At 37.0% G+C, this 14,427-nt stretch carries 17 protein-coding genes; all 17 read left to right on the plus strand.

Annotation, left to right across the window (positions count from 1 at the left end; genetic code table 11):
* The first annotated feature begins 78 nt into the window (after window positions 1–78).
* Window positions 79–1,128: an L-threonylcarbamoyladenylate synthase gene (locus C3E88_RS02440; RefSeq protein ID WP_236908501.1), complete on the plus strand. Its 1,050-nt coding sequence runs from the start codon at window positions 79–81 to the stop codon at window positions 1,126–1,128.
* Window positions 1,129–1,140: 12 nt separating this feature from the next.
* A complete protein-coding gene (locus C3E88_RS02445; RefSeq protein ID WP_236908460.1) occupies window positions 1,141–1,593 on the plus strand; it encodes a low molecular weight protein arginine phosphatase in 453 nt (150 codons plus the stop codon).
* A complete protein-coding gene (gene rpiB / locus C3E88_RS02450; RefSeq protein ID WP_236908461.1) occupies window positions 1,590–2,027 on the plus strand; it encodes a ribose 5-phosphate isomerase B in 438 nt (145 codons plus the stop codon). The genes C3E88_RS02445 and rpiB overlap by 4 nt, the downstream gene beginning before the upstream one ends.
* A gap of 93 nt (window positions 2,028–2,120) precedes the next feature.
* Entirely contained in the window at window positions 2,121–2,750 is a 630-nt protein-coding gene (gene upp / locus C3E88_RS02455; RefSeq protein WP_236908462.1) for a uracil phosphoribosyltransferase, read from the plus strand.
* Between the two features lie 279 nt (window positions 2,751–3,029).
* Window positions 3,030–4,070 carry a glycosyltransferase family 4 protein gene (locus C3E88_RS02460; RefSeq protein WP_236908463.1) on the plus strand — a complete coding sequence of 347 codons (1,041 nt, stop codon included), beginning with the start codon at window positions 3,030–3,032 and terminating at the stop codon, window positions 4,068–4,070.
* A complete protein-coding gene (gene wecB / locus C3E88_RS02465; RefSeq protein ID WP_236908464.1) occupies window positions 4,063–5,190 on the plus strand; it encodes a non-hydrolyzing UDP-N-acetylglucosamine 2-epimerase in 1,128 nt (375 codons plus the stop codon). Before C3E88_RS02460 ends, wecB begins: the two co-directional genes overlap by 8 nt.
* 10 nt (window positions 5,191–5,200) lie before the next feature.
* Window positions 5,201–6,922: a sigma 54-interacting transcriptional regulator gene (locus C3E88_RS02470; protein ID WP_236908465.1), complete on the plus strand. Its 1,722-nt coding sequence runs from the start codon at window positions 5,201–5,203 to the stop codon at window positions 6,920–6,922.
* 329 nt (window positions 6,923–7,251) lie between these two features.
* On the plus strand, window positions 7,252–8,430 hold the full coding sequence (locus C3E88_RS02475; RefSeq protein ID WP_236908466.1) for an acetyl-CoA C-acetyltransferase: 1,179 nt from the start codon (window positions 7,252–7,254) through the stop codon (window positions 8,428–8,430).
* A 161-nt stretch (window positions 8,431–8,591) separates the two neighbouring features.
* Complete coding sequence (atoD, locus tag C3E88_RS02480; RefSeq protein WP_336513054.1) at window positions 8,592–9,248, plus strand: acetate CoA-transferase subunit alpha; 657 nt, start codon at window positions 8,592–8,594, stop codon at window positions 9,246–9,248.
* Window positions 9,248–9,907, plus strand: coding sequence for a CoA transferase subunit B (locus C3E88_RS02485; RefSeq protein ID WP_236908467.1), 660 nt, complete (start codon window positions 9,248–9,250; stop codon window positions 9,905–9,907). Before atoD ends, C3E88_RS02485 begins: the two co-directional genes overlap by 1 nt.
* Window positions 9,908–10,103: 196 nt before the next feature.
* A complete protein-coding gene (locus C3E88_RS02490; protein ID WP_236908468.1) occupies window positions 10,104–10,316 on the plus strand; it encodes an AtpZ/AtpI family protein in 213 nt (70 codons plus the stop codon).
* 19 nt (window positions 10,317–10,335) lie between these two features.
* On the plus strand, window positions 10,336–10,719 hold the full coding sequence (locus C3E88_RS02495) for an ATP synthase subunit I (RefSeq protein ID WP_236908469.1): 384 nt from the start codon (window positions 10,336–10,338) through the stop codon (window positions 10,717–10,719).
* A gap of 69 nt (window positions 10,720–10,788) precedes the next feature.
* On the plus strand, window positions 10,789–11,460 hold the full coding sequence (gene atpB / locus C3E88_RS02500) for a F0F1 ATP synthase subunit A (RefSeq protein WP_236908470.1): 672 nt from the start codon (window positions 10,789–10,791) through the stop codon (window positions 11,458–11,460).
* Window positions 11,461–11,489: 29 nt separating this feature from the next.
* Window positions 11,490–11,774: an ATP synthase F0 subunit C gene (atpE, locus tag C3E88_RS02505; protein WP_236908471.1), complete on the plus strand. Its 285-nt coding sequence runs from the start codon at window positions 11,490–11,492 to the stop codon at window positions 11,772–11,774.
* 63 nt (window positions 11,775–11,837) lie between these two features.
* Window positions 11,838–12,350, plus strand: coding sequence for a F0F1 ATP synthase subunit B (gene atpF, locus C3E88_RS02510; RefSeq protein ID WP_236908472.1), 513 nt, complete (start codon window positions 11,838–11,840; stop codon window positions 12,348–12,350).
* Window positions 12,338–12,880: a F0F1 ATP synthase subunit delta gene (locus tag C3E88_RS02515; RefSeq protein ID WP_236908473.1), complete on the plus strand. Its 543-nt coding sequence runs from the start codon at window positions 12,338–12,340 to the stop codon at window positions 12,878–12,880. The genes atpF and C3E88_RS02515 overlap by 13 nt, the downstream gene beginning before the upstream one ends.
* An 18-nt stretch (window positions 12,881–12,898) precedes the next feature.
* Window positions 12,899–14,401: a F0F1 ATP synthase subunit alpha gene (gene atpA, locus C3E88_RS02520; protein WP_236908474.1), complete on the plus strand. Its 1,503-nt coding sequence runs from the start codon at window positions 12,899–12,901 to the stop codon at window positions 14,399–14,401.
* Window positions 14,402–14,427 lie beyond the last annotated feature (26 nt).

The following is a 14,427-nucleotide window of genomic DNA, read 5'->3' on the forward strand; positions in this document are numbered from 1 at the left end:
ATTTTTTTAATAATGACTAAAATAATGTATAATATAATGAGGAAATAAAAGCAGAGAAGAAGGGGAATTATGAAAGAAATAAAAACAATGATGATTAAAGTAGATGCAACAAATCCAGAAAAACCCCTAATGGACAAAGGGGCTGGTATAATTAAATCTGGTGGGCTAGTGGCTTTTCCAACGGAAACCGTATATGGACTGGGGGCCAATGGATTAGATGAGGAAGCGGTAAAGAATATATTTATAGCTAAGGGACGTCCTCAGGATAACCCCTTAATACTTCATGTAGCCAATGTTAAACAGATAGTACCTTTGGTAGAGTCCATTCCAGAAACAGCCCAAAGGTTGATGAAAAGGTTTTGGCCAGGGCCATTGACTATATTATTTAAAAGAAGCAATCTAGTTCCCTATAGTATTACTGCAGGACTTGATACAGTGGCTATAAGGATGCCTAACCATCCCATAGCTCTAGAGTTGATTAGGGCTAGTGGAGTACCTTTAGCTGCTCCTAGTGCCAATACTTCTGGTAAACCTAGTCCTACATTGGCTAGTCATGTGATGGAGGATTTAAATGGAAAAGTTCATATTATATTAGATGGAGGAAGGACAGGGATAGGGGTAGAGTCTACGGTACTGGATTTATCTGGGGATAGACCTTTAATACTACGACCTGGTGGTGTAACAATAGAGGAACTAAGGGAGGAACTTCCTCAAGTGGAAGAGGATCCGAGTCTTATCCGGGAGGATAAGGATATAGTACCTAAATCTCCGGGACAAAAATACAAACACTATGCTCCTAAGGCAGAGATGTATCTGTTTGTTGGTTCAGTGGATAATATAGTAAAGATCATAGATGAATATGCTAATAGATATATAAGCTTGGGAAAAAAGGTAGGAATTATGGCTACTGAGGAAACCAAGGACCAATATCAAAAGGGAATTGTAATATCTCTAGGCAGTCGAAAGAACAAGGAGACTATAGCCCACAATCTATTTAACACTCTAAGGTTATTTGATGAAGAGGATATAGATATAATCCTTGCAGAGGCAGTGGATTTAGAAGGCATAGGCACTGCCATCATGAATAGGATGAAAAAAGCCGCTGGAGGGAATATTATAAAGGTATAAGGAGAGAGAAATGTGAATATACTTTTTGTTTGTACTGGCAACACTTGTAGAAGTCCTATGGCTCAAGGTCTGTTAGAGGACATGGCTAGGAAAAAGGATTTAGATATAGTGGTGAGATCAGCAGGAGTATTTGCATTAGATGGACAAAGTGTTTCTAGAGAAGCTGTTCAGGTGCTGAGGGAGGAAGGCATAAATATAAGCCATCATAGGGCCAATATGATCCATAGGGATCTAGTAGAAGAATCAGACTTAATCCTTACTATGTCTAAATCCCATAAAGAAGCTTTGCTATCAAAGTATGATTTTATTGAGGGAAAGGTATTTACATTGAAGGAATACGCCTATGGATTAGAGGAAGATATACTAGACCCCTTTGGTAGGGGAATAGATGTCTATAGACATACTAAAGAGGAGATCAAAGATGCATTAGAAGAAATTATTTATAAGGGAGGGTTTAATCGATGAAAATAGGTATAGGTAGTGACCATGGTGGGTATGAACTAAAGGAATATATAAAGGAATATTTAGAACAACAGGAAATTGAGTATATAGATTATGGTACCGATTCTTTCGATTCCGTAGATTATCCTGACTATGGATTGAAACTTTCTAAAGCCGTCATTTCAGGAGAAGTAGACAAGGGTATAGCCATATGTGGCACTGGAATTGGAATATCCATCAGCTGTAACAAGGTACGTGGAATTAGATGTGCCCTATGTAGCGATACCTATTCTGCACGAATGAGTAGGGAGCACAATGATGCTAATATTTTAGCCCTAGGTGGAAGAGTTGTTGGGAAAGATTTAGCTATTGAAATTGTGTCTACCTGGCTAAAGGCAGAGTTTCAAGGCGGGAGACATGAAAGAAGAATAAATAAAATTTCTGATATAGAAGCTTAAATGTGATATAATCACTCAGGAAGTTTAATTAATAGAAATTAAAATGGACTTTGGGTATATCCCATAGACCTAACAAAGAAAGGAGTCTTAGACATGGGGAAAGTTATAGTTTTAGATCATCCACTAATCAAGCACAAGCTCACATTTATCAGGGATAAAGATACAGGTTCCAAGGAATTTAGGGAACTGGTAAAGGAAGTATCCATGCTTATGGCCTATGAAGTTACTCGAGATTTGCCTTTGGAGGAGATAGAGGTAGAAACTCCTATTACAACCACCAAAGCTCAGATCATCTCAGGGAAAAAATTGGGATTGATTCCTATACTAAGAGCTGGTCTAGGTATGGTAGATGGGATGTTGAATTTACTTCCTGCTGCTAAAGTTGGCCATGTAGGCTTGTATAGGGATCCAGAAACCTTAAAGCCAGTAGAATACTATTGCAAGCTACCTTATGATATTGAAGAAAGGGAGCTGATAGTATTGGATCCAATGTTAGCTACTGGTGGGTCAGCAACAGCAGCCATTGAATTCTTAAAGGATAAGGGTTCTAATTCCATAAAGCTGGTTTGCCTAATTGCAGCTCCAGAAGGAATAGATGCAGTACAAAAAGCCCATCCTGATGTGGATATATATGTAGCAAGCATCGATGAGAAATTAGATGAACATGCTTATATAGTTCCAGGTCTAGGGGATGCAGGAGATAGATTGTTCGGAACTAAATAGAATAGGGCAAACGTAGGGCGACAACAAGTCGCCCAATTTTATTAGTTTCAATAAGTAGGATTATGTGGCGTTCTTTCCAAATATGTCGGGACTGGTCACAAAACTATGACGTATTTTTTTATTATATATAATAAACCGATTATCTTAAAATATAAATATAAAAATAAAGGATCTTCCAAATGGAGGGATTTTTTTCTATATAATATTTTTGTAAGAATTGACTTATTCACCATTCTAATATAAAATCTTATCAGAACATCATAAAAGGAGCGAAACAGGATGGGAAATATTATTATGCCATTTATTATATCAGTAGCTTTATCATTATCTATGACCCCTATAGTCAAAAAAATCGCAGTTAAAGTTGGTGCAATAGACATTCCAAAAGATGAAAGAAGAGTACATAAAAAGTCCATGCCTCTGATGGGAGGCTTAGCCTTGTATATATCCGTTATTGTTACCTCTCTGCTCTTTCTTCCAATCGATAAAACTCTCATATCCATCATCATTGGAGGAAGTATAATATGCATTTCAGGAATAATAGATGATATAAAGGACTTAAGCCCTAGAGCAAAATTAGTATTTCAAATAATTGCAGCTATAGTACTGATCCTTGGAGATGTGAAAATCGATGCCATAACCAATCCCTTTACCAAGACTAGTAAATTAATTGAACTAGGCATTTTTTCCATACCTATAACCATATTTTGGGTGGTAGGGATTACCAACACATTAAACTTAATTGACGGACTAGATGGTTTGGCTGCAGGAGTAGCCATGATAGCCAGTCTATCCTTTTTATTCGTAGCTGGCAAGTTTAACTATATACCGGTAATGATTATGTCTGCAATAATAGCAGGTGGCTGTTTGGGATTTTTACCATATAATTTTAATCCAGCTAAGATTTTTATGGGGGATACAGGAGCGTTGTTCTTAGGATTTATGCTGGCCAGTTTGTCTATAGAGGGAGTTATGAAATCCGTAGCTACTATTGCAGTAGTAGTTCCTATAATAATCTTAGGAGTCCCTATATTCGATACTACCTTTGCTATATTTAGACGGTTGCTAAACGGTAAGTCCATAGCAGAAGCGGACAAAGGTCATCTTCATCATAGATTGTTGAAAATGGGATATTCTCAGAAAAAGACCGTGCTTATATTATATGCTATCAGTGCAATATTTGGATTGTGTGCTGTTTTGATAGCCAAAGCCAATAGCAAGAGGGCAGTTACCATGGCTATAATAGTATTTATAATTACCATATTGTTAGCGGGGAAGATGGGGCTTTATAGTTCTAAAAAGGAGGACGAAAATGAGTAAGATTAAAGTTTTGACAGTATTTGGGACAAGACCTGAAGGAATAAAGATGGCTCCCATTATAAAGACCATGGAAAAGACCGAAGAAATTGAAAATATCATATGTATAACAGCTCAGCACAGACAGATGCTAGATCAGGTGTTGAACCTATTTAATATAAAACCAGACTATGATTTGAACATATTTAAACCAGGCCAAAGTCTAACAGAGATAACCAAAAGGGCATTGGAAGGATTGGAAAAGGTCATTGTGGAAACCAAACCTGATGTACTATTGGTTCAAGGGGATACTACCACTGTGTTTTCTGGAGCTTTGGCAGCCTTTTACCAAAAGGTAAAGATTGGCCATGTAGAAGCAGGCCTTAGATCGGGAAATATCTACTCTCCTTATCCAGAAGAGGCAAATAGGAAACTTACAGGTATCCTTACGGATTTTCACTTTGCCCCTACGGAAAACAATAGGCAAAACCTTCTAGGGGAGGGTTATTCTGATGATAAGATATTTATCACAGGAAATACCGTCATAGATGCCCTTCACTATGTAATCCAGGAGGATTATGAATTTAGCCAATCCAATCTTAACCATATAGACTACCAAAACCAAAGGGTAATCCTACTTACTTCCCACAGAAGGGAGAATATAGGAAAACCTATGGAGAATATATTTTCAGCGGTAAAGGATGTAGTCACAAAATACGATGATGTAGAAGTGGTATTTCCCATCCACTTAAATCCTAAGGTGAGGGATATAGCTTATAGAGTATTTGGTGACAACGAAAGGATCCATATCATAGAACCTCTAGACTATGAACCCTTTACTAATCTAATGGCTAAATCCTACATAGTAGTTACAGACTCAGGTGGATTACAAGAAGAAGCTCCTAGCTTAGGAAAACCTGTATTGGTAGTAAGGGAGGAGACGGAAAGACCAGAAGGAATAGAAGCTGGTACTGCTAAATTAGTAGGTACAAACTATGACAGCATCTATAAGGAACTAGATATACTATTATCCCAAAAAGAGGAATACCATAAGATGGCTAACGCAGTAAATCCCTATGGAGATGGAAAGGCATCGGAGAGGATCGTGGATATAATCCTAGAGCATGGAAAATCTACAATTTAGGAGGGATTCCATGGATTTTGATGTTGAAGAAGAGGCATTGTTAAAATTTTTGTTAGATTCCATAGAAGATGGCATATTGATAATAGACGACAAGGGCAAGGTTATGTATGGAAATCTTGCCTTTTTAAAACTAGTCAATATAGATCGAAAACAGTTCGAATCCCAAGCTTTTCCCTATTTTATTGAAAACGATAGATTGCGGAAATTTTTCATTTCTATAAAGGATACAGAGGATGAAGAAAAGTATTTTGAAGGTACTCATCTATTGATAAAGTCTATTCCCTATATAAAAGAGGATAGACTTCTAGCCCATGTATTCATACTAAAGGATATAACGGAGATCAAAGATTCTAGAACCCAATTAAAAGAATTAAAGACCAGTTTAGACAATATAGAGGATATATTAGAATATGCCTATGAAGGCTTTGTATTAGTGGATGGAGAAGGCAAAGTAGTAAAGATGAACTATGAAAAGCTCATGGGCATAAAAGAGGAAGATGCTCTAGGGAAACCCGTTCAGGATGTAATAGAAAACACTAGAATGCATATAGTAGTCAAAACCGGGAAAAAGGAGCTTAGGCATGTTCAGAGGATTCAAGGCTATGATATGATTACCAATCGAGTTCCCATCATAAGAGATGGCAAGGTAATAGGTGGGGTAGGTACTGTCCTATTTAGGGATGCTAGTGAGGTAAAGGAATTGGCCCGGGAATTGATCCAATTGGAAAACAAGATAAACGAATATAAAGGGGAGCTAGAAAGGCTACAAGACAATAGATATTCTTTTGATAGTATCATAACCCAAGATCCTAAGATGGAGTATCTAAAAAAACTGAGTAGAAAAGCCGCCGAATCTAATTCTACCGTATTGATACTTGGGGAATCGGGAACTGGAAAAGAGATGTTCGCCCAGGCTATTCACAAAGCTAGCTATAGAAAAGTAGAATCTTTCATACCTATAAACTGTGCAGCCATACCTAAGGAGCTATTGGAATCGGAATTATTTGGATACGAAGGGGGAGCTTTTACAGGAGCTAGGAAAGGCGGCAAACCAGGAAAATTTGAATTGGCCAATGGTGGCACCATATTTTTAGATGAAATAGGCAATATGTCTTTGGAAATGCAAGCTAAACTATTGCGAGTCCTAGAAGAGAGAAAGTTTGAACGGGTAGGAGGCACTAAAAAAATCCTCCTAGATGCTAGGATAATCGCTGCCACTAATGAGAACATAGAAGAAGCAGTAAAAAAAGGGAAGTTTAGGGAGGACTTATACTATCGATTAAATGTAATAACCATAGATATACCTCCTTTAAGAGATAGAATAGGGGATATTCCCCTAATTGCAGAAAGCCTACTAGAGTATTTGACCCAGGAGTTAGACACCCAGAAGAAAAGCCTATCCCCTAATACCCTAAGCATCTTAAAGGAATATCACTGGCCTGGTAATGTAAGAGAGCTTAGAAATGTACTGGAGAGGGGCATCAATCTATCCTCAGGAAACACCATATTGCCTAAACATCTACCAGAGCGAATTCTAATGAATGTAGATAGGAAAGTAGACAGAGAAGATGAAATATATCCACTACAAGAGGTAGTAGCTGAAGCAGAAAAGGAGGCTATTATCAATGCAATAGCTAAGACCAAGGGGAACAAAACTTTAGCAGCGGAAAGATTAGGTATCCATCGAACGGCCCTATATAAGAAGATAAATAGATATGGATTAGATCTGTAACTGTAGCCTAGGGTCTACAATAGGCTGTATAGTGTAGCTTAAAGTATACAATAATAAAGAAAGTATTTTTGTCATAAAGATTTTATAACCATTGAAAACTGAGGATAATCTAAGGTTTAACGAAGTTCAAGTGTAGATATATTTCTACACTTCTTTTATTTATGTAGAAACAAAAGGAGCTTGGAAAAATAATTAACCTTCCTAAATGTGTAATTAAGCTGACTGTAATAGATAATTATAAATCGTAATTAAGTTGGCATGAATATTGCTTCTATATTATAGCAGAAGAATACAAAATCATCTGAATAATAAAAGGGAGGTTTATTAATATGAGAGAAGTAGTTATCGTATCTGCAGTTAGGACACCTATTGGTGCCTTTGGAGGAAGCCTAAAAGATGTGTCAGCAGTAAATTTAGGGACTATAGCCGTTAAGGAAGCTTTGAAAAGAGCCAATATAGAACCCAATATGGTAGACGAAGTCATATTTGGCAATGTACTACAAGCTGGATTAGGGCAAAACGTAGCCAGACAAGTATCTATCCATTCTGGAATTCCTGTAGAAGTACCTTCTCATACCGTAAACAAGGTTTGTGGTTCAGGACTTAAAGCAGTAACTTTGGCAGCCCAATCCATTATGGTTGGAGAAGGGGATATAATAGTAGCTGGAGGTACGGAAAATATGTCTCAAGCTCCATATCTATTGAAAAAGGCTCGATGGGGTCAAAGAATGGGAGATGGGGTATTAGAGGATTATATGATAAAAGATGGACTTTGGGATATATTTAACGATTATCACATGGGAATTACTGCAGAAAATTTAGTAGAAAAATATAATTTGACTAGAGAAGAACAAGATGAATTTGCATTGACTAGTCAACAAAGGGCGGAGAAGGCTATAAAGGGTGGTAGGTTTAAAGATGAAATAGTTTCAGTAGAAGTACCTCAGAGGAAGGGAGACCCAATAATAATTGACACCGATGAGCATCCACGATTTGGCTCTACTATAGAAGCCTTAGGAAAGCTTAGACCTGCCTTCAAAAAAGACGGGACAGTAACAGCAGGTAATGCTTCGGGTATAAATGATGGGGCAGCTGCTTTAGTCATCATGTCTAAGGATAAAGCGGAGGAATTAGGGATTAAACCTTTAGCTACTATTAAAGCTTATGCAGCAGCAGGAGTAGATCCAAGTTTAATGGGGACGGGACCAATACCTGCTACTAAGAAAGCTTTGGAAAAGGCAGGAATGGCCGTAGAAGACATAGATTTAATAGAAGGAAACGAAGCTTTTGCATCTCAATCCCTATCGGTAGCCAAAGAATTAAATTTAGATCTAGAAAAGCTCAATGTAAATGGTGGCGCTATAGCTCTAGGACACCCTATAGGTGCATCAGGAGCTAGGATATTGGTAACCCTCCTCCATGAAATGGACAAAAGGGATGCTAAAACTGGCCTAGCAACCCTATGTATAGGCGGAGGCCAAGGCATATCCTTAATCGTTGAAAGATAATGGGACACTGGGGACGGTTCCTGTCCCATATTTAATTTAATAGAAGCAAATTTATGTTGATTAATCATGAAAACTTTGATAAAATTATGACAAGCACCGACAATTGTTGTTCACAATGACAGATTAAGGAATGTGGACTGAAAAAACTCGGAGGTGGTTTTGTGGCTAAACTTGTAAGTATTGATGAGGCCATCAATCATATTGAAGACGGCATGACCATTATGGTTGGTGGATTTTTAGGATGTGGTACTCCCCACAAACTAGTAGATGCATTGGTAGAAAAGGGCATCAAGAATCTAACACTAATCTGCAACGACTCAGGATTTGAAGATTTTGGCGTAGGAAAATTGGTAGTAAACAAACAGATTAAAAAGCTCATTGCTTCCCATATTGGAACCAATAGGGAAACAGGCAACCAGATGAATTCTGGGGAGATGGAAGTGGTTTTAGTGCCTCAGGGAACTTTAGCTGAGCAAATTAGAGCTGGAGGGGCAGGACTAGGAGGTTTTCTAACTCCTACAGGATTAGGCACCGTTGTAGAAGAAGGAAAAGAGAAGGTAGAAGTAGATGGGAAGACCTATCTACTAGAATTGCCCTTGAGAGCCGATGTAGCTTTGATCCTGGGACACAAGGTAGATAAGAATGGTAATATAGTCTACAGAGGGGCTACAAGGAATTTCAATACTTTGATGGCAACAGCAGCTGATATGGTAATAGTTGAGGCAGAAAATTTAGTAGAAGTGGGAGAGATAGATCCTAATAATGTAGTTACTCCAGGTTTGTTTGTAGACTATATAGTAGTTGGAGGTGACCATTAATGGATAGAAACCAAATGAAACAATTCATAGCTAAAAGAGTTGCCCGTGAATTAGAAGATGGTGATGTTGTAAATTTAGGTATAGGCCTACCTACGGCTGTAGCTAATTATGTACCCGAAGGGGTAAATATTTTATTCCAATCAGAAAACGGTTTCATAGGCTTAGGACCAGCTCCTGAAGAAGGAAAAGAGGACAAGGATATAGTAAATGCTGGAGGTCAATATGTAACTATACTACCTGGAGGAGCATTTTTTGACTCAGCTACATCCTTTGGGATAATCCGTGGTGGTCATGTTGATGTAACAGTTCTTGGAGCGCTACAGGTAGATCAGGAGGGAAATCTAGCCAACTGGATGATACCAGGCAAGATGGTTCCAGGTATGGGTGGCGCTATGGACTTAGTAGTAGGAGCTAAAAAGGTAATCATCGCCATGGAACATACGGTAAAAGGAAATCACAAAATACTTAAAAAATGTAATCTACCTCTAACTGCAGCAAAACAAGTAAATATGATAATTACCGAAATGGGAGTTATGGAAATCACTGAAGAAGGTTTGGTACTTAAAGAGATAAATCCAGAGTATACAATAGAAGAAGTACAAAAAGCCACAGAAGCGGAATTGATAATATCAGAGGAATTAACAAAGATGGAAGTTTAAATAGATTGGAGTCCTTGTTAACAAGGACTCCTTTAGGTTAAATAGACATGGATTAATGCAATAATAATCCATAAATTTCTTAATAAAACATTTGCAATATTTTGAGATATTATGTATATTTATATTATGTATATTATGGACTTATGCATTAACGTACTATAATATTAAATGGTTAATCGGCCTAGGAGTGTTTGGTTTGAAAAAAAAGAATAACAAGAATATGTATAAGAATTTAGCTCTTATAACTCAAATAGGTTTATCCATTATAACTCCTATATTATTAGGGGTATATTTAGGTGGATTATTGGATAAAAAACTAAAGACAGAAATGATTTTTACATTAACATTCATAGTAATAGGAGCTGGGGCTGGTTTTTTAAATTTGTTTAAATTTATCGATAAAAAGTAATGCTATGGGAAGTGACAGCATGTTTGGTGATGAAAATATAGTAACTATAATAATTAAAAGAACTGCCGTATTAGGCCTTATAATTATCGGCATAATGCTTATAGGAATTAAAGAGCCAAAACCTTATATACTAGGATATATATTTGGAACTTCTATTAGCATACTAACATTTAAACTAATGGAAAAATCCGCTGAAAAGGCGGTAACTATGAAACCTTCAAGGGCCTATGGTTATTCAGTACGTCAGTATTTTATAAGATATTTCATATATGCTATAGTATTAATCATAGGAGCTTTAGCCGATTATCTAAGCTTTCTTACGGTAGCTATAGGGCTTCTTATGGTAAAGATGGTAATCACATCCTTTGCAATTATTGATTATTTTAAAGATAAATTTCAATAATCCTTAATCACCTTTGAGAAATTTGTTATACTATTAATTAGAGATTTTGGAAAGGAGGTTGATGAGAATTTGACAATAGAATTTACAGTAAATATGTTTGGTAAATCTTTTATAATACCGGAAACTATTGTAAATGTTTGGATCATAGTTATCGCACTATTAATATTTGCTGCAGTTGTAAATCGAAAAGTGAAACAGGCAAGCGTTGACGAAAAACCTTCAAATTTCTTAAATGTGATTGAGATGTATGTAGAGATGATAAACAATCTAATTGGTGATACTATGGGAGAGAAACACATAAGGTTTGGACCTTATATATTTACTCTCATGACATTTTTGTTGTTTGCCAATCTAATTGGTTTAATAGGTCTTACACCGCCTACATCAGATTATAGTGTAACCCTTACATTGGCATTGATCACCTTTACATTGACACAGTACTATGGTTTGAAAAACAATGGTTTCATAGGATACTTAAAGGGGTTCACCGAACCTATAGCTCTTTTAACTCCCCTTAATGTTATAGGAGAGTTGGCTAACCCAGTGTCCCTGTCCTTCCGTCTATTTGGAAACATATTGGCAGGGGGATTGATTATGACATTGTTTTATAGTGCTGTAGGATTTTTGGCGCCGTTAATTGCGCCACCATTTCATGCTTATTTTGATTTGTTTTCAGGAGTATTACAAAGCTTTATATTTACCATGCTAACCATGGTATTTATAGGTGGCAATTTAGACTAACTTTTTAAAATTTGGGAGGAGGAAATAAAATGTTACAAGGAATAACTAGTGAAGCTTTTATATTAGGGTGTTCAGCAATAGGAGCAGGTATTGCAATGATAGCAGGTTTAGGACCTGGAATTGGTCAAGGCCGTGCAGCAGCAGCAGGTGCTGAGGCAGTAGGTAGACAACCAGAAGCAGCAGCAGATATTACTAGAACCATGCTTTTAGGTCAAGCGGTAGCTGAGACAACTGGTATCTATAGTTTATTAATAGCTATAATACTACTATTCGTTAGACCATTATTATCAGCATATGTAAATTTAGGACTATAATCACATCCAGGGGCCCTCAGGGCTCCTAAATTAAGAAGGGCCTTATGAAAAGGAGGTTTCATAATGGATATAAATGTAAACGTCATACCAGATTTCATGTCCATGATCTTGACACTATTAGCATTTTTAGTATTGCTATTTGGACTTAGAAAACTACTATACAAACCAGTTTCAAAAGCCTTAAGAGATAGACAAGATAATATTCAAAAAAATATTGACGAAGCTAAAACCTCTAAAGAAGAAGCTTTGGCCTTGAAGGAACAATACGAAAATAGAATTCAAGAAGCCAAGAAGGAATCTCAAGGCATAGTAGAACAAGGCAGAAAGCGTGGAGAAGAAGTAAGGGAAGATATAATCCTTGAAGCTAAAGAAGAAGCAAACAATATAATAGAAAAGGCAAGAAGGGAAATACAAGTAGAAAAGGAAAAGGCTATGCTAGATGTACAGATGCAGGCAGGAGAAATGGCGGTTTTAATTGCATCAAAAATAGTAGAACAAAATATAGACATGGCAAAGCAACAGGATTTAATCAACCAATTTGTCGATGAGGTAGGTACAAGAGAATGGCAAAATTAGTTAGCAAAAGATACGCCTATGCCTTATTTGAAGCTGGTTTAGAGTTAAACAAATTAGATGTATTTAAAGAGGATTTGCAGGTTATAGCCCATGTATTAAATGTGGAGCCGCAAATTCAGAAGATACTATCCCATCCAAAGATTTCAAAGGATGAAAAAAAGGATCTACTATCAAGTATTTTTGGGGAAAAAGTATCCCAAGAGATGCTAAACTTCTTATATATCATAGTAGATAAAAGACGAGAAGGAAATTTGATGGAAATATCTGATCAATTTAATGAGTTGTTTAATGAACATAAGAATATTGTAGAAGTTACTGCTATAACGGCAGTACCCATGGATAGAAAAGCACAAGATAGATTAGCAGTAGTCCTTGGCAACAAAATAAATAAAACAATAAGATTAAGAAATATCGTAGATAAGGACATAATAGGAGGAGTACTACTAAAGGTAGAAAACAAGATCATAGATGGAACCGTAAAAGGACAGCTAGAATCGATGGAAAAAGCCATAAAGAACGTATCATTATAGGAAAGCTGGGGTGATAAAATGGAGTTAAGACCAGAAGAAATTAGTTCAGTTATAAAGGAACAGATAAAAAAATACGAAAAAAAGCTTGATATGGTAGATGTAGGTACTGTCATTCAAGTAGGAGATGGTATTGCCAGGGTTCATGGACTGGAAGGCTGTATGGCTGGAGAGCTGATTGAATTCCCTGGAGAAGTATATGGGATGGCCCTAAACCTAGAAGAAGATAATGTAGGTTGTGTACTTTTAGGATCAGATAAGGGCATTAAGGAAGGGGATATAGTTAAAAAAACCGATAGAATAGTAGAGGTCCCCGTAGGAGATGTAATGATAGGTAGGGTAGTTAATGCCTTAGGTCAGCCAATAGATGGTAAAGGACCTATTAATGCTACTAAATTTAGACCTATAGAGAGAATAGCCCCTGGGGTTATTACTAGAAAATCCGTAGACCAACCTTTGCAAACCGGTATAAAATCCATTGACTCCATGTTCCCCATAGGCCGAGGCCAAAGGGAGCTTATCATTGGAGATAGACAGACGGGTAAAACTGCTATAGCAGTAGATACCATAATAAATCAAAAAGGTCAGGATGTAATATGTATATATGTAGCTATTGGCCAAAAACAATCTACAGTAGCGCAAATAGTAGATGTATTGGAAAAACAAGGAGCCATGGACTACACTATTGTAGTTTCAGCTACAGCTAGTGAATTGGCGCCATTACAATATATTGCTCCTTATGCTGGAGTCAGTATGGGAGAAGAGTTTATGGATAATGGCAAGGATGTACTTATAGTGTATGACGATTTGTCTAAGCACGCTATTGCCTATAGGGCTATGTCTTTATTATTAAGACGTCCACCAGGAAGGGAAGCTTTTCCAGGAGATGTATTCTATCTTCACTCAAGATTGTTGGAAAGATCTGCAAGATTGGATGAAAAATATGGAGGAGGTAGTATTACAGCGCTGCCTATTATAGAGACTTTGGCAGGAGATATCTCCGCATATATTCCAACTAATGTTATATCCATAACCGATGGTCAAATATTCTTGGAGACGGATCTATTCTTTGCTGGCCAAAGACCAGCTATAAACACTGGACTTTCCGTATCCAGAGTTGGAGGAGCTGCTCAGATCAAGGCTATGAAGAAGGTAGCAGGAAGCTTAAAGCTTGAACTAGCCCAATATAGAGACTTAGCAGCCTTTGCTCAATTTGGTTCAGAACTGGATAAGGATACTAGGGAAAGACTGGCCCAAGGGGAAAGAATAATGGAAATATTAAAACAACCTCAATATAAGCCGGTAAGGGTAGAACATCAGGTTATAATCCTTTACACTGTATTAAACAGATACCTATCGGATATACCAGTGGACCAAATTAGCCAATTTGAGAGAGAGTTCTTAAACTTTGTAGACAACAATTTCCCTGAAATAGTTGACTCTATTAAAGAGACTAAGGACTTGACAGAGGAAACGGAACAAAAAATAATTGAAGCTGTTACGGAATTCAAAAAGAGTATTTAATATTCCCTTAAATTGGGGGTGGATTA

Origin of the sequence: Clostridium sp. Cult3 (assembly GCF_021655115.1) — a bacterium.
GTDB lineage: Bacteria > Bacillota > Clostridia > Tissierellales > Tepidimicrobiaceae > PPXY01.